Source organism: Ignavibacteriales bacterium, from assembly GCA_016700155.1.
Classification (GTDB): Bacteria; Bacteroidota; Ignavibacteria; order Ignavibacteriales; family Ignavibacteriaceae.
Map to the genome: position 1 here is coordinate 1,969,785 of CP065001.1, position 17,424 is coordinate 1,987,208.

Annotated in this window: 13 protein-coding genes; all 13 read left to right on the plus strand. The window is 36.4% G+C overall.

The genetic code is table 11. The features are described 5' to 3' along the window. Positions 1–142: 142 nt before the first annotated feature. A complete protein-coding gene (locus IPM56_08190; protein ID QQS37904.1) occupies positions 143–1,555 on the plus strand; it encodes a sodium:solute symporter in 1,413 nt (470 codons plus the stop codon). Between the two features lie 72 nt (positions 1,556–1,627). Next, positions 1,628–1,933: a hypothetical protein gene (locus IPM56_08195; GenBank protein ID QQS37905.1), complete on the plus strand. Its 306-nt coding sequence runs from the start codon at positions 1,628–1,630 to the stop codon at positions 1,931–1,933. A gap of 68 nt (positions 1,934–2,001) precedes the next feature. Beyond that, entirely contained in the window at positions 2,002–2,352 is a 351-nt protein-coding gene (locus IPM56_08200; GenBank protein QQS37906.1) for a DUF488 family protein, read from the plus strand. Between the two features lie 215 nt (positions 2,353–2,567). Then, positions 2,568–3,125 carry a hypothetical protein gene (locus IPM56_08205; protein ID QQS37907.1) on the plus strand — a complete coding sequence of 186 codons (558 nt, stop codon included), beginning with the start codon at positions 2,568–2,570 and terminating at the stop codon, positions 3,123–3,125. A gap of 50 nt (positions 3,126–3,175) precedes the next feature. After that, on the plus strand, positions 3,176–5,176 hold the full coding sequence (locus IPM56_08210) for a DUF3857 domain-containing transglutaminase family protein (GenBank protein ID QQS37908.1): 2,001 nt from the start codon (positions 3,176–3,178) through the stop codon (positions 5,174–5,176). Positions 5,177–5,439: 263 nt separating this feature from the next. Further along, the gene (locus tag IPM56_08215) at positions 5,440–6,096 is read left to right on the plus strand and encodes a hypothetical protein (protein QQS37909.1); all 657 of its coding nucleotides are present in this window, start codon (positions 5,440–5,442) and stop codon (positions 6,094–6,096) included. A 12-nt stretch (positions 6,097–6,108) separates the two neighbouring features. Next, positions 6,109–6,642, plus strand: coding sequence for a hypothetical protein (locus tag IPM56_08220; GenBank protein ID QQS37910.1), 534 nt, complete (start codon positions 6,109–6,111; stop codon positions 6,640–6,642). Between the two features lie 413 nt (positions 6,643–7,055). Further along, complete coding sequence (locus tag IPM56_08225; GenBank protein QQS37911.1) at positions 7,056–10,835, plus strand: T9SS type A sorting domain-containing protein; 3,780 nt, start codon at positions 7,056–7,058, stop codon at positions 10,833–10,835. 106 nt (positions 10,836–10,941) lie between these two features. After that, entirely contained in the window at positions 10,942–13,977 is a 3,036-nt protein-coding gene (locus tag IPM56_08230; GenBank protein QQS37912.1) for a CapA family protein, read from the plus strand. An 8-nt stretch (positions 13,978–13,985) separates the two neighbouring features. Then, positions 13,986–14,621 carry a hypothetical protein gene (locus IPM56_08235; GenBank protein ID QQS37913.1) on the plus strand — a complete coding sequence of 212 codons (636 nt, stop codon included), beginning with the start codon at positions 13,986–13,988 and terminating at the stop codon, positions 14,619–14,621. Positions 14,622–14,624: 3 nt separating this feature from the next. Next, positions 14,625–15,812 (plus strand): poly-gamma-glutamate synthase PgsB, encoded by a 1,188-nt coding sequence (gene pgsB / locus IPM56_08240; protein QQS37914.1) that lies wholly within the window; start codon positions 14,625–14,627, stop codon positions 15,810–15,812. Then, entirely contained in the window at positions 15,805–16,257 is a 453-nt protein-coding gene (pgsC, locus tag IPM56_08245) for a poly-gamma-glutamate biosynthesis protein PgsC (GenBank protein QQS37915.1), read from the plus strand. Before pgsB ends, pgsC begins: the two co-directional genes overlap by 8 nt. A gap of 18 nt (positions 16,258–16,275) precedes the next feature. Next, the gene (pgsW, locus tag IPM56_08250; protein ID QQS37916.1) at positions 16,276–17,418 is read left to right on the plus strand and encodes a poly-gamma-glutamate system protein; all 1,143 of its coding nucleotides are present in this window, start codon (positions 16,276–16,278) and stop codon (positions 17,416–17,418) included. The last annotated feature ends 6 nt before the right edge of the window (positions 17,419–17,424 follow it).

Consider the following 17,424-nt stretch of genomic DNA (forward strand, 5'->3'; position numbering starts at 1 on the left):
AGTTCACTAAGAAACACTAAGAGAAGTTGTTGGAATTAAATTCATTTATTGATTTCAATTTAATTAAGATTTACTTGAACTAAAAACATTATTGCATATTGAATCATATAACTTTAGTTTCGGTTCAACTAAACGAAAAACTATGGAACATAACTGGCTTTCAATTCTTCCGCCTGTACTGGCGATTGCACTTGCAATAAAAACGCGCCAGGTATTTTTATCATTGTTCGTGGGAATTCTAACAGGCTGGATAATATTATCTGAAGGAAATGTTTTTAACGGAACTGCTCTTGCTATTCAATCACTCATCGATGTATTCAAAGATGAAAGCAACACGAAAGTTGTTATCTTTTGTGCACTGGTTGGTTCATTGATAACTATCACTCATTCCAATGGCGGAGTTCAGGGCTTTATCGATTTCATTCACAGGAAAAACTTGATCAGGTCAAGAAGAAGCGCTTCGTTGTTAGCATTTACTGTCGGATGTTTTGTATTTATTGAATCAAGCATATCGTGTTTAGTTACAGGCGCTGTATCTCACCCAATATTTGAAAAGTACAAAATCTCACGTGAAAAGCTTGCTTACTTTTGTGATGTAACTTCATCACCCATTTGTATTTTAATTCCGCTCAATGCCTGGGGTGCATATGTGGTAAGTCTTCTTGAAAAAGAAAATGTCGGTGATTCAGTAACTGTTTTCCTGAATACAATTCCACTTAACTTTTATGCAATTGTAAGTGTATTGTTCGCCGCATTTATCGCTTTCACTTATCGTGATTTCGGACCTATGAAAAAAGCTGAACATAGATCACAGCACGAAGGAAAGACTATTGCTGACGGAGCTGTTCCGCTTGTATCAGAAGATGTTGTATCAGTTAAAGCAAAAAAAGGAATTCGGCATAAAGCATTTAATATGGTAGCTCCCATTGTTGTAATGATAATTATGATGCCAGTAAGCCTTCTTATTACAGGTGATGGTGATATTACTGCGGGTTCAGGATCAACTTCTGTGTTATGGTCGGTGATGGCTGCAATATTTGTCGCTGGTATTCTATCAATGGTTCAGAAAATATTTTCATTGCAGGAAATTATGGACTTAACTCTAAAAGGAATGGCAGGTTTGATCCCGCTCGCAATACTTATGACACTTGCATTTTCGATTGGCAGCACTTGCAGAACTTTAGGAACAGGGGAGTATGTTGCATCAGTTGTGAATATGTTCCTGCATAAATCAATGCTTGCGCCATTGTTGTTCGCGGCATCTGCATTTATTTCTTTTTCAACCGGCACGAGCTGGGGAACTTTTGCAATAATGATTCCCATTGCGGTGCCATCAGCGCAGTATATGGGATTTGACGTTTCACTCGCGGTCGCTGCAGTATTAAGTGGTAGTGTTTTTGGCGATCATTCATCACCAATATCTGATACAACAATTGTATCATCAATGGCAAGTGCATGTGACCATATTGATCATGTAAAAACTCAATTGCCGTATGCGATTTTTGCTGCATCCATTGCATTAATGTTATTTTTTCTTGCGGGAATTATACTCTGAATATAATACCGGATTTTAATCTTGCAATTGTTTCGGTATCAGGTGACATTTATGTAACTAAAGGGTATTCATATGAAGAGAATAATATTTATTTCAGCGGTGTTATTCGCGTTATCAATCAATTGTTCAGATACTGAAGACAGCAAACAGACAAGCGAAGCAGTAATAACAGCAGTTGATACGCGGGAGTGTTCCTGCTGCGGAGGATTTTTTATAGTTATTGATAATTCTACTTACAGGTTCTATTCAGCACCAGCCGGAAGCAATGTTGATCTGTCAAATCCGGTTTTCCCTATCAATGTACTTGTTGAATGGAGAAAATCTGCAAACCAATGTCTTGGCGATGAGATTGAAGTCTTTAAATTATCAATGCGATAATGTTCTTAAATAATAAATAAATAAAAAAAATAATTTATATAAATACTATAACTACTTTGTAATTAATCATGAAAATATCTATTCAAAGAATATACGATAAGAATAGTACGCCAGACGGAAAAAGAATACTTGTTGACCGATTATGGCCTCGGGGTATAAAAAAGGAAAATGCCAAGATTGATTTGTGGGCAAAAGAACTTGCACCGTCAAATGAATTGCGAAAGTGGTACAAACATGATGCTGAGAACTGGCTGGAGTTCAAAGAAAAATACTTTTCAGAACTTAGAAGTAAGCGGGAAAGTATAAATGAGCTGATAAAATTTATTGGAAGTGCAAACACCGTATTCCTGTATTCATCTAAGGAATTAGTTCATAACAACGCGGCTGCAATAAAAGAATACCTCGAATCAAAAAAATAAAAATTGAATTACTTTGATGCCTGCTAAGCAATAGTTTACTGCTAACAAATAATAATATCGTTGTAGTTTATCCTTCCAAAACTTAAGTTGACCAATAAATATTTTGGGGCTATATGGGCGACGAAAAAGAATTAATTGTTCGTGTTTCAGGTAATGTTTCTTCCTGCCTGTATATTTCCTCCATGATAATAAACTCATAAAATATGGGGCATTCTATGAAATTAATCTCAATAATTTTCGCAATCCTTTTCTTTACAATCACATCATTTTCCCAGGAAGAAATACAAAAAGGAACTTATAATGTAGCAGGTTCTTTATCATTCTCATCCTCATCCCAGGATTACTCTGATGGCAAGCAGACCGAACTTAGCATAACTCCTCAAATCGGATATTTCTTTATAAATAATTTTGCGCTTGGAATTAACCTTCAGTATCAGAAGAATGACACGGATGCATACAGCATTACGACCTGGGGAATAGGACCAATGACAAGATTTTATATTGGAAAAAATATTATTCACCCTTTCATAGAACTTTCCTTTTTATACGGGGAGACAATGCCAGACGAAACTGATGCGATGATAATTTCACGGAAAATCGGTGTAGTGTTTGGTCTGGATTACTTTATAACCAATAGTGTGGCGTTGGAGTCTGCTTTAAGTTATACATTTGACAGTATGCTATTAACGGGCGTCTACCGATCATATTACTCGGATGATGAGATAATGAAACGTACTATAAAGTTCGCAATTGGACTGAACATTTTTTTATAAGATTAATTCAGTTAACTATAAAGTGATAGAAAGATCATAGGAATATTGAAATGAAAAAATCTGTCTTCAAACAATTTATATACATAATAATTTTGTTGATCATTATTAGTTCGACAGCACAGAGTCAAGAGGAAATGGAAGTTGAATTCGGCGAATTTACTTTAAGTGATTTCTCAAAAACTACTTTTGAAGCTGATCCAAATATCCCTGCCGTTGTACTATTTGAAAAAGGTCATATCTATTTCAATGAAAAGCTGGAACTAATTATCTCTGAACACCGGAGAATTAAAATATTATCAACCGAAGGCTATAAGTATGCGACGGTACGAATACCCTTTAGAGAAGGCAGAAGAAAAGAGACACTAATAGAAGTTGAAGGTGTAACTGCCTACATAGATCAAAATGGAAAAGTTGTAACTGTAGAATTAGATTCCGATGATATTTTTCCTGTGGAGTATTCCAAAGATTTTTCATATAGCGGATTTACTTTTCCGGCTATACAGCCCGGTTGTATTATCGAGTACTTCTACAAAAAAAGAACGCCTTCCATCTATAATTTTCCAACTAGATGGATCTTTCAGAAAGAAATTCCAGTGTTATGGAGTGAGTACCAGACGGATGTTCCCAGCATATACAGGTTTGCTGTATTCGAACAGCAGATTCATCCTTTCTTTATTAATGAAACAAATGATTTTAATAAATCATATACAATAACGGAATCGAATGATATAGCTCTAACGCTAAACGGTTTTACAAAAAGATATGTTATGAAAGATCTTCCGGCAGTCAATCAAGAGTTTTACATGAAGTCACCCGGAGATGCATATTCAAAAGTTATATACCAATTAGCCGCATATGATCCTCCTTTTTCCTCAATACAAAAAGTAACACAAAGTTGGAAAGAACTTGGCAAAGAACTGATGGAACTAGAAAGTTTTGGCGAACGGCTTGAATGTCCTGATGAGCTAGCTGAAATCGTAAAAAAGATCAGGTCAGAATCCAGTGGAGAGCAGGAAATAATGCTTAAAATTTATGACTATGTTAACGAAAATTTTACCTGGAACAATCACTACAGCATTTACGCCAGTGACCTGCAAAAAATATTTGAAACTAAGAAAGGCGATACAGGCGATCTTAATTTTGTACTTGCTGCTATGCTGAAGAAAGCCGGTATTGAATTTTATCCTGTAATATTAGCGACACGCGATAAAGGCACAATATATACAGATTATCCTATAATTGATCAGTTCAATACTGTTGTTGTTTATGTTAAAACTGTCGCTGGTGAATATCTTCTTGATGCTACTGATCAATTAAGACCTCATTATCTCTTACCTGAAAATGAACTAACTGATCTGGCTTTATTGATTCTCCCCAATGACGTGGAATGGATACGAATAGTTCCGACCGGTCAGGCTATCACCATTAAACTGGCAAGCTTCGAGATTAATGTTAACGGAAGCATTAATGGAATTTTCAGAATTACAAATGAGGAATACTCGGCTCTTGATTCAAGAAAAAAAATATTAGAGTTAAATTCTACTGAAGAATATTTAAAGAGCCTGGTTCAATCATCTGCTTCAGGTGTTGAATTAATAGATGTTAAAGTTACCAATAAAGATACAATCGACAAAGCTATTGTATTTGACGGAAGATTTTATTCGACTACGTATTCACAGGTATCCGACAAAGTGATTTATTTTAGTCCATACACTCTGGGAAAAGTGAAACAAAATCCCTTTACAGAAGATATCAGAAAATTTGACATTGATTTTATGTATCGAAGACAGAATCACTTTAAAGTTAATATTTCCATTCCACAGGGGTTCAAATTTTCTGACTATCCTCAAAACATCACTATAAATACAGCAGATAACGGAGCGGTTTATACAAGGGAAACAATAGTGCAGGATAATCAGATGACTTTCTCATCGAGTTTTATTATTAACAAAACATCTTTCCCGGTTGAAGAATATTCCGAACTAAAAAAATTTTATAGTGAAGTAAATGCACTTGAAGCTGAACTGATTACGGTAATGAAAGCAGAATAGATTTTTTAATAATGGTTGAGATCAAATTTCTGTTCCATATTACTGAATATGTCCCGAGAATAATTTGATATTGACATTAAGTGGTTTCATTTATAAGTTACTTAAAGTAATGATTGGGTATAACTTTGTACAAAATCAGGGTAATATTTTACGGTTTATTTCTGATTGTCCACATTGCTTGTAATGAGCAAATCCTTCAGGAAAAAATTGAAACACCATCCAATAATCCTAGGTGTAATCTAAAAACGGTATTTGTAGATAGTTTGAATATCATCCCGTATGATGATTCGACAATAGTAACATTTTGTAAAGAAGGGCAGAAATTTCCCGTCGGATTCTATATCGAACAATTAAATCAATATGAAAATATTTATTATATCAATACAATCAGTACAGGACTTCTCCCGGGTCAATGGAGAGAACTATGTACTGAAGACAGCATCGAAGCAAAACAATGGATTGATCTTTCAACAGAACTGACCTTATACAATTTTAACGAAACTGAAAAGTATTTTGAAGAATGGGGAGTTAACAATAAAAGCGAATATGTACTTTACTTCCGTGTTCATAAATGCTCATACATTGACCTGAGTTTAAATGATAAGTTTAATAAAACCGATACACTCGGGTATTTTAATCGACGTCCCCTTGATGAATATTCATTTAAGGAGCTTATTGAATATTTATGGTTTAATTATAATCATCAATTAGGGAACGATAAAATATTGTACACTGAATTTCAGAATTCGGGAGAAAAGTTTATATACAGATTGTACGTAACCCAATACATTGAAGGTGATTTTGGTATGTGTCCCGTTATTCAAATTTACTGTGAAGAATTTAAAATCGATAAAATTTCCGGTTTAATTTTACAAAAATCTAATTTGATCAGAAAATTATTAAGTGTTATTGCCGACTGAAGAAGTATAATCATGAAAACTATAATACCATATTTTGTTTGCTTCTTTTTAGTTTCCTGCAGTGAAAATAAGAATCCCGTTGAACCTGAAAATTATTTTTATTACGGGTGTTCACCGTCAGGAATTTATATCGATTTTGTTGATACCTGCAGTTATGGATTTGTAGTTCCATTCCTTCAGCAATTTGATTCGGTACAAATCAGTTACACGCAGCTAGGAAGTGATTTTGTTATATATGCTGATTCAGGTAGTTACAAATCCTGGTCGGATTATTTCAAGAACGATCAAACAATCCAGTATCTTTTTAACCACTTAACAAATAGTGATTCATTGATAATGCAATTTGTTTTGTCAGGTGAAAAATCTATTGAAGAAGAGAGGCAAAGATTTGAATCAATTGAACACTTTGAAATTCTGAGTATCAAGGAACATGATAAGTATGTCAGTTTAGATGTTCCGGAGAAATCATACGCAGCCTGGGCTGAATTCTTCAATACATTTGATTTTATTGAAACATCGCAGGTTGTAATGATCTGTCTGGACTAACAATATTATTATTTCACCTCTCTTCAGTTAAACACTTTCAAGTATTTTGTCCGGGTAAGTTCTTTCTTACCGGATGAAAAGTGCATGCACATTTTACTTGATTTAAACAGTCTTCCATCGGGTAATTCAATTATTTCATTTTTTATCAGGAAACCTTACGGCACGCAATTTATAATTAATGTTTGATATATTATTTCATATACTTAATTTTGAACAGCACAAAAGCATTTATAAATAGATGCTTATTCATATATAAAAATTAGTGGGAAATATGAACTTATCATTCTGCAAATCAATCTTATCAAACCCCGACTAAAGAACCGCTGTAAATATTGCCCTTGCAGGTTCCCTTGGCATTTCACTTACTAACGAAATCAATTTTTTGTTCTGTATTGTAATTAACAGGAGATGATATGAACAAAACCAGGATCTATCTATTTATTGTTTCGATTTTCTTACTCAATACTTTTTCTCAGGCTCAATGGATCTCAATCGATAATAAAACATCCGTATTTACAAATCCAGCCGTAACTTTATTAAGCGATGATGCATCCGGAACAGTTATTAAGATTGACATTCCGGGCTATTTACTTCAGCAATTTAATGCTAACGGAAAAACATACTCTTCAATCAGTATAGATGATGATGAAGGTATTACTTCAGAAAAAGGTTTGCCTGAAATTCCACATATAGCTAAAGTACTTGCAATACCTGACAGAGGAATAGTAAGTGTCGAAGTTCTGGAACTTGGTGAGAAGCATATTTATAAAAACGTTGACATCGCCCCTTCAAGAGAAAGCTGGAAAGAAGGAGATCCCGAAACCGATTACATCGAGAATAGTAAATTTTATTCATCGGGTGAGTTGTACCCGGAAGTTCTGGCAAGTGTTGAAGAACCATCCGTATTCAGAGATTTCCGTATAGCAAGGGTTTCAGTTTTTCCTATAAGATATTCACCTGCAAAAAAAGAAATTGAATCTTACTCTTCAATAACAGTAAGAGTAAAATACAGCGCCGGTTTAGGTGTAAATGAGAAGACAACTCCTAAGAGAAAGATTGCTCCAACATTTGATAAAGTTTACAGGAGTTTCATTTTTAATTATGATGAAGTGTTAAATGCACGCTACGGCGGGCGTCTTGAAGGACACAACATTATGATGTGCATCATGCCTGATATTTTTGTTAACACATTTCAAACTTATGCCGACTGGAAACAAAAAACCGGAACTGAAATTGTAATAACAAAATTCAGTGATATTGGCGCGACAGGAAATACACCGGAAGTAGTTAAAAACTACATACTAAATGTCTATACGACCTGGGTAGATGCGCCGACCCATATTCTACTTGTTGGTGATGCTGGCAGTCCGCAGAATATTGCGCCGTACCAGACATGGCATTCACCTTATGATGGTTATACGTTTCCGAATGAAGATTATTTTGTTGAACTGGAAGGAAATGATTTCTTCCCTGAAATGATGATCGGAAGATTTACTAACCAGGAAGATTACAGGCTGCAGGTAATAATTAGTAAACTGCTTAGGTATGAAAGTGAACCTGAAAGAGTTGACAATGCCTGGTACAAAAAAGGGATAGTCTGTTCAAATGATGCTTATCAATCTCAGGCAGATGTTAAAAGATTTACGGCTCAACTTATGCGCGAAAACGGGGGATTCACATCTGTTGATACAATGATGAGTAAAAATCCATGTCTATATGATCTTGATGATGTTATAGCAGCAATAAACCAGGGGAGAGGTTTCCTAAATTATCGCGGTGAGGGATGGTACAGCGGATGGTGGGCTTCCTGTACACCTTTCCAAACGGAAAATGTGAACAGCCTTAACAATGGAAGAAAACTAACGTTCGTAACAAGCATTGGCTGTGGTGTTGCGGGATTTCATTCTAGTAATAATTCATTTGGTGAAGCCTGGCTTGAACAGGGAACACCAACAGCACCAAGAGGCGGTGTGACTTTCATCGGACCTACCTCAAACACACATACTACTTACAACAATAAAATTGATAAAGGTATTTACACCGGAATGTTCGTGGAAGGTATGGATAGTCCCGGTGAAGCACTACTGCGTGGTAAACTTTATATGTTCAATGTTTACGGAAACAACGTTGCAGTAGAACATCATTATAAAATATACTGCATACTTGGTGATCCGAGTCTTCACGTATGGAAAGACATCCCTAAGCCAGTAACAGTTTCCAAACCAGATTCAGTTTTTATCGGATTTAATCAGGTACAAATATCCGTTGTAGATTCAGTGAGCGGATTGCCTGTTGATAGTGCCAGGATATGTATTTCCGGTAATGGTGTTTATGTAATAGGATTGACTGATATAAATGGTGTTGCACTTCTTGATGTTACTCCGGCCACAATTGATACATTAAACGTCACTGTTTGCGGCGGAAATGTTATACCGGTTGTGAGTACAATTATTGTTACAATTGGTTCAGAAAATATCACTCCCAACGGTGCACCTGTTTTAACAGATCTTAATGGCAACCAGGATGGATTAATTAATCCTAATGAAACGGGTGTGTTGAATTATACGCTGAAAAATTTCGGAACAATAATTTCAAATAATGTTCAGGCAACTCTTACAATTCCTGATACAATAACAACAGTGCAAATTCTAACAAGCGATCCTGTTCTATTCGGGAATATTCAGCCCAGCGACTCAAGTGCCGGCAGTCCATTTCAATTTTTTGTTCAGCCTGATTGCCCGATTGGAACAACAATACCTTTTCATTTACATGTAGAAAGCATGACATCCACATGGGATTATTTCTACAATGTTAAAGTTCATGGCTGTAAACTCGATTTCACCGAACTTTTGATCGATGATGAAGGAAACATTTTGCGAAACTTCAGAATTGATCCGGGCGAAACAGTCAAACTGAAATTAAACATATCAAACACAGGAGACGACATTGCACCGGATGTGATTGCTAAAATCTCAACATCTGATCAGTATATAACTATCACAGATTCAACAGGAACATTTGGTACGATCCTGAAAGACAGTACTGTGGTCAACGAATCAGATTATTTTGTAATCTCGGCTTCTGAGCAATGCCCGGTTCAGTATAACGCTGAATTGTTTGTAACCATTGAAACACAAAATGGATTTTATCCATACACTGTAGAAAGATCATTTATGCTACCTGTGGCAATGCCATCAGCATTCGATGTTACCGGACCTGACGCCTACGGTTATTATGCTTATTCGAGTTCTGATGCGCTCTGGACTCAGGCTCCGCAATACAACTGGTTTGAGATTGATGGAACAGGAACTCAAATACCTAAACCCAGCGGAGTTAATGATTTTACACAGACAGTCACTTTGCCGTTTACGTTCAGATATTATGGCAATGATTATACACAGGTAAGAATAAGCAGTGATGGATGGATTGCATTCGGCAGCGGTACACAGACTGCATTCGCAAATACAGTTCTTCCGAACAACGATGCTATAAATAACATGGTTGCAGGGTTCTGGGATGATCTTTTCAGGAACGAAACAATCGCAACAGCAAAACTTCTTTACTATTACGATGCAGCAAACAACAGGTTTATTGCCGAATGGAGTAAGGTACCTCACTTCAACGCTGAAGATGAACTTGAAACATTCCAGATTATTCTTCTTGACCCGGCTTATTATCCTACACCAACCGGCGATGGTGAAATAATCGTTCAGTATAAAGATGTTGAAGAACCGAGCAGCATAACGGTTGGTATTGAGAACAATACTCAGGATGTGGGACTTCTTTACCTGTTCGATGAAACTTATGATGTAACTGCTAACGAGCTTGTAAGTGAATTTGCAATCAAGTTCACTACCAGGACTCCTGTTGTTACAGATGTTAAAGATGAAGAAGATATTGCGTCAGTAATTCCTGATGATTATTCACTTGAACAGAATTATCCTAACCCGTTCAACCCTGAGACGAAGATAAGATATGCAATTCCGGAACCCGGATTTGTAACTGTAAAAATATATCGTGTAGACGGTGAACTTGTAAAAACTCTGTCTGAGAATTATAAATCCGCAGGCAGATATGAGATCACCTGGGATGGAACAAATAACTTCAGTCAGAAAGTAAGTTCGGGAGTTTATTTCTACAGACTTCAGGCAAATGATTTTTCGCAAGTAAAGAAAATGATTTTGTTGAAGTGATATAATCTTGCTTTATAATGAAAAGTACTTGTCAACCTGAACTTGTTTCAGGTTCCAACAAAAGCATTTTTAGGAATAGATTCCGAAACAAGTTCGGAATGACAAAATGAAATCGATCCCTTTATACATTTTGTCAATTGGAGAATTTATGATAGCCGGAAAATTAAAATATACAGCCCTTGTCCTCATATTGCTGTCCTCTGCTGTTTATGCTAATGGTCCGGCTTTTAATTTTTATTCGCTGTTTGATGATTCCTCAGCAATAGATACAATTGAAAACTTTGATGATGGTTCAGTTCAACTAACATCTTATGCTGATCAGGATATTCAACCATCTCAATGGTCATTAAGTACTTCCAATACTTATAATAATTCACCTTACTCATTACGACTTTACGGCAACACCTGGAAGTTTGAATCAATAGAACCAAGACAAATTGATTCCGGTGATGTTTGGAAAGTTCATGCTTACATAGAATCCACCGCAGAAATACAGGGCTTCGGTATTACTGATTCAGTTAACACATTACTTTATTCTTTTTCGGGCACGGAAGAAGTTGATCCTGATGAATGGATAACAGTTTACCAGGGTGCATTTTCAAACTATGCCTGGAATACATATCCGCTTCCAGTTGGTGATGATTGGTTAGCAAAGTTCGGTTACGTCCCTGAGATAAAAGGAATTGTCTTCATCAACGATAAAGACCAGACAAGCTTAGGCACAGTTTACTTTGATGAGATCATAGATATTACTAATTCACTTCCGACCGCTCCTTCAGTCAGCATTTCGTTTACACTGGGCAAACTATTTAAGAACACTGAAGGATTGTTAAGTGTGACAGTACAGTTCACAAGTGAAGTCACTGATCCTGACAGCGGAGAATTTTCTTTCTTATGGAATTTTGGAGATGATTCTTTAAGCACGGAACAAAATCCCGTTCACACATTTATTGTTGAAGATGATCACGAATACACAGTTCATCTTGAAGTAACTGATGACACTGACCTGAGAGGATATGATTCCTGTAAAGTTAGTGTTGATGCTGGTGAAACATCATTCCCGATAACAATGAATTTTGTCGGCGATATTATGCTTGCGAGAGGTATTGATTCATATATAAGTACGTACGGTGTTGAGGCTGTATTCAATCCTATCAAACCATTTCTTGGTGATTCATCCGATATCACTGTTGCAAATCTTGAATGTCCGCTTACAAATACCGGAACACCTCATCCAACCAAACCGATTGTCTTTAGTGGGTCGCCGCAGAACGCTGTCGGACTTTCTTATGCAGGTATTGATGTAGTTACTCTTGCAAATAATCATATCATCGATTATGGATTAGCAGGGCTTCAGCAAACACAAACTGTTTTACGAAACAACAATCTTTTATTTTCCGGAGCCGGCGCAAATTCACACGAAGCAATGCTTCCGGTATTCATTTCAAAGTCTGGCGTTAATATTGCGTTCATTGCATCGAGTGACAGGCATGGTCAGTACAACAACTATCAACCATATCTGAACGCTGCGTATAACAAACCGGGTTTTGCTGATCTTAACAGGCTGACAATTGTACAACAAATTAATTCTGTAAGGAATACATCTGACCTTGTTGTATTCCAGATGCACTCAGGGAGCGAGTATTCAATTTCACCGATGGATAATCTTGAAGAAGATTTCTCATCGTCACTTCGTTCACCAACAGAAAGCGATATTGATATAAGAAGATTCGCCATCGACAGCGGCGCTGATGTTGTTATCTGTCATCATCCTCACATTCTTCATGGTTTTGAAGTTTATAAGAAGAAATTGATCGCTCACTCACTCGGCAATTTTGTTTTTGATCTTGATTACACTGAGACATATCCGACTGCCATCGTTAATTCAAAAATTGATGAAACCGGTTTTTACAATTTTACAGTCACTCCCGTTTATATAGATGATTACATTCCCAAAAGAGCAGAAGGAGAGTTTGGTCTTTATCTTCTTGATGATATAGCCAACAGGTCAAGAGATCTGAATGGATTGTTAAGGATTGACAGGCAGAATACTATCGCTGAGATTATCCTTGATTCAGCACTTATCACTCCGAAGCAAAAAATAATGCAGGAAGAAATTTCTCTTCACCAAAATGGAAGTGAAAATATTTCTGATCCGCTTCCCATAAACAGACCGGGAAGTATTTCATCTGTTAAATCAATATCACCATCAGGCACCTGGAAATACAGGCTTGGACGCGAACTGGTTTGGTTTGGTAATGCCGAAGATGAAGGCTGCACAATGTGGTATTTCGATCATAACGATGAATGGTTTGATACGACACAATTTTATTCTGGTAAAAGGTCAATCGTTCAAAAAAGAAACAGCGGACTGCAATCGCTTAATACAAATTTTGAAAAGAGACTAAGATTTTATTCGCAAGGTTCTAAGTATTCATTGCATGCAAATATTAAGACGGATAATTCATCAAATGCCGGAGTTGTTGTTCAGTTATTTGATGTTCGATCCGGTTCAACTTCGCTTGCTGAATATAATCTTGGTGATGAAGTTGATTCAACAACAGACTGGAATTTTTATCACAATGAATTTTCACTTCCGGCGAATGCATCATTTATAAATCTTCGTTTAAGAAGTGAATCACCATCTACCGGAACAGGTTATTCATGGTTTGATAATATCGGTGTGATCGAGTGGACTGATTGGATCGACTACGGTACAATAGCTTCAATTCCTCATCCGAATGACTATTACTGGATTCAAATTAAAACTACAGAAGATTATACATCAGCAGAATTAGAATACAGCCAGACAGTTTATGAGGATTTTGTTACAGAAGTTAAAGATGAAATAATTTCTTTACCGACTCGATTTGTACTTCACCAGAATTATCCAAATCCCTTTAATCCAACTACAACAATTCAGTATGAAGTTCCTGTGAACGCAAACATTACATTAAAGATATACAACATTCTTGGTGAAGAAGTAAAAATACTTGTGAATGAATTACAATCATCCGGAAGTAAAACAATTTTGTGGAATGGTAAAGATAACTTTAACAGGGAATGCAGTTCAGGTGTTTATTTCTTCAGACTTCAGTCAGATACTTTTTCATCGACAAAAAAAATGATTTTGATTCGTTAAAAAAAGTGTTGAAAAGATTATTAATCATATTGATTCTATGTGTTGGTGTTCCGCAAGCACAATTCAAATTAAATGTCCAGTCTGTAACTTATGAGACTGATTTTACAAGCAGATATAATTCTTCAGTGACAAGTTCTATTGACAATGTTAGACAATCCCACTCCGCACACAATATCGGGTTACAGGTGATTGTCGGATCTTTATCATCTGCACTTTTCTTTTTTCCTCCGGCACTCCTCACATTCCATACCGCATGGAACAACAATGGTAGTTTAAGTGCAGCATTTGGTGTGCTATCATTTGCATCGTTTATATTTGGCAACGGAGTCGGGGTGTACCTCATTTCAAATGTTGAGAACAAAAAAATCCGTTTCTGGAAAGTTGTTGAGTATTCTTTTATTGGTGCTGCTGCCGGAGCCATAATAATTACTATTGCATCTACAGAGTATCAAACCATTCCTGATGAATATGGAATTGCCGCTGCACTCTGTCCGCTATTCAGTTCAATCGTTTACACGACATTCATTGCAGACTGGCCAAAGGCATCCGTTAATTATCCCATAAACAATGCAGTACACTCGCACAAAGATTTAGTTAATCATTCAAAAGTTTTTGATTTAGAATTGATGAGATACGAGTTTTAATTTATGCATGTTTTTTACCTGCTTTTATCATTGGTCATTGTAGCTATAATCCTTGCGGTCATTGAGTTCTCCCGTCATCAAAAAAGAATTTACTCCATACCTATACGCATTCATGTAAACGGCACCCGCGGAAAATCATCTGTGACAAGGTTAATCGGCTCAGCGATGAATGAAGCGGGAATAAAAACACTTACAAAAGTTACAGGTACATATCCAAGATTAATTCTTGAAAACGGAACAGAGACTTCCATTTACCGCAAAGCAAGCGCAAACATTATTGAGCAGCTTGCAATAGTAAAGTTTGCTGCTGAACGGAAAGTAGATGCGCTGCTTATTGAATGTATGGCACTCGAACCTCAATACCAGACAATAACTGAAACTAAGATGATCCACGCTACGATTGGTGTTATCACAAATGTGCGTCTTGACCATGTTGATGTTATGGGTTATACACTTGCAGAAATTGCGTCCGTACTTGGAAGAACAATTCCAAAGAATCAGCATTTTTTTACTGCTGAAAATCATATCAAAGATATAATGCAAAAACTTGCTGATGATAAAAAAGCTGTAATGCATTTATCTGACCCGGCAATGGTAACTGATGAAGAGATGAACGGATTCAGTTATATAGAACATAAAGAAAATGTGGCGCTTGTTCTTGAAGTGTGTTCGCATCTTGGAATTGACAGACAAACCGCATTTAAAGGTATGTACAAAGCAATACCGGATGAAGGCGCTTTGAACAGGTTCAGAGTAAATGTGTTTGAAAAGAATATGACGCTCTTTAATGCTTTTGCTGCTAATGATCCGCAGTCATCGTTAATGATCTGGGATAAATTAAAAAATGAAAATCATCTTCAGGGCACAAAAATTATTTTATTAAACACACGTCACGACAGGATGGACCGCGCAAAACAATTAGCTGAAATGGTAGGAACAGAAATAAAAGATGAATCCGATTATCTGATGCTTATCGGACAGTCAACAGATGTTGTTGAAAGTATGGCATCCGGCTACGGATATGAAAAAAAGAAAATTGTAAACGTAGGATGGACAGAACCATCTTCAGTATTTGAAAAAATATTATCGCTTACAAAAAATAATTCGACAATAGTTTCAATTGGCAATATCGGTGGTATGGGCGGAAAAGTTGTAGAGTATTTTGAAAACAGGAGTAACGGTAATGGTTGAACTTGCAATTACGTTAGGATTAATTTTCAGTTTACTTTCTTATGAAGTGTTTGGTTTAGCGGCAGGAGGAATTGTTGTCCCCGGTTACCTCGCACTTCAACTGTCAGAACCGGAACGGCTTGCGGGAATATTGATAGTAAGCCTTGTAACATATCTCATTATAAAAGTACTCGGCAATTATACTTTCCTTTATGGAAGAAGACAAATGGTGATGTGTTTACTTATCGGATGTCTTCTTGCAAATTTTTCAAGACATTTTTTGCTGATTGATGTAACCTCAAGCACAATACAATTGCAGGCTGTGGGATGGGTTATTCCCGGGCTTATTGCCCACTGGTTCGGCAAGCAGGGAATATACAGGACACTTTGTGTGTTGTTCATTACTTCTGTGTTGGTGAGACTCATTGTAATAATTTTATTTAACGGGGAGTTATTTCCGGCGTGATTAAGGAATAAATATTTTATGTACCAGTTCAGTGCTAAATCAAAAAGAGTATTAGGAGTTATAACATTACTTTCTCTTGTAGGCTTTCTTGCAGTTGAAAATGGAAAAGTTGATGCTAAACGAAAATGGTATGATCAGAAACTCGAAGCATCAAAACTTGCAAAGAGATGTTCGGATCATCTTAAAGAAGTAAGACTGCAAAAAGGAGTATTCATTGATCCGATTAATGATCCTAACGAAACTGCTTTGATAGGTCAGGATATTACCCAGATAACAACTGACAGGGGATATATCGAATCAAAGCTGACATCACTAAATCCGAATTTTGCTGCTGTAATAGTTGAGATGTTTAAAGAAGCTGAGCTAAAACAAAATGATGCTGTTGCAATTGCGTTTACAGGCTCAATTCCCGGGTTGAACATAGCCGTGCTTTCAGCAGTTCAAACATTAAAACTAAAACCAATAATTATTACATCTGTTGGCTCATCAAACTGGGGAGCTAACGATCCATACTTTACCTGGCTTGATATGGAAAAAAGTTTATATGATGCCGGCATAATTAATTTCAGATCAGTTGCGGCATCTATCGGTGGAGGTTTAGATAGGGGAAGAGGGTTAAGTCCTGACGGAAGAAAATTTATTGAAGAAGCAATAACCCGGAGCAATGTAACTTTTATCAACGAAGAGTTTCTTGATAAAAGTATAAACAAGAGAATGGAAATTTATAATGATCAGAAAAAAAATAATCCTGTAAAAGCATTTATAAACGTCGGCGGAGGTATTGCAAGTCTTGGTTCAACTGAAAATGCTCAGTTCATTTCAACTGGATTGAACGAGTCGCTATCAATAAAAAACTTTCCGTCAAAAGGTGTGATTATAAAAATGGCTGAGCAGAACGTTCCCATAATTCATTTGATGAATGTCACATCACTTGCTGAAAGATACGGGCTTCCGGTAAGTCCTAAACCTTTACCAGAACCGGGACAGGGCGAAGTTTTTGTTAAACGTCAATATGATCTTACGCTGACATACGCTGTGACTGCGGTTATGTCCGTTATTATAATTGTTGTATTTGTAATGGAAAGAAAACGTCACAAACTCGGTACCGAAGAAGTTGTTAAACAGATTCATCCACGACAGGATGATAATCCAAACTTATAATTTTAA

Coding starts and splice junctions, on each gene's coding strand:
- IPM56_08190 (QQS37904.1), top strand. CDS start 143: ATGGAACATAACTGGCTTTCAATTCTTCCGCCTGTACTGGCGATTGCA.
- IPM56_08195 (QQS37905.1), top strand. CDS start 1,628: ATGAAGAGAATAATATTTATTTCAGCGGTGTTATTCGCGTTATCAATC.
- IPM56_08200 (QQS37906.1), top strand. CDS start 2,002: ATGAAAATATCTATTCAAAGAATATACGATAAGAATAGTACGCCAGAC.
- IPM56_08205 (QQS37907.1), top strand. CDS start 2,568: ATGAAATTAATCTCAATAATTTTCGCAATCCTTTTCTTTACAATCACA.
- IPM56_08210 (QQS37908.1), top strand. CDS start 3,176: ATGAAAAAATCTGTCTTCAAACAATTTATATACATAATAATTTTGTTG.
- IPM56_08220 (QQS37910.1), top strand. CDS start 6,109: ATGAAAACTATAATACCATATTTTGTTTGCTTCTTTTTAGTTTCCTGC.
- IPM56_08225 (QQS37911.1), top strand. CDS start 7,056: ATGAACAAAACCAGGATCTATCTATTTATTGTTTCGATTTTCTTACTC.
- IPM56_08230 (QQS37912.1), top strand. CDS start 10,942: ATGAAATCGATCCCTTTATACATTTTGTCAATTGGAGAATTTATGATA.
- pgsB (QQS37914.1), top strand. CDS start 14,625: ATGCATGTTTTTTACCTGCTTTTATCATTGGTCATTGTAGCTATAATC.
- pgsC (QQS37915.1), top strand. CDS start 15,805: ATGGTTGAACTTGCAATTACGTTAGGATTAATTTTCAGTTTACTTTCT.
- pgsW (QQS37916.1), top strand. CDS start 16,276: ATGTACCAGTTCAGTGCTAAATCAAAAAGAGTATTAGGAGTTATAACA.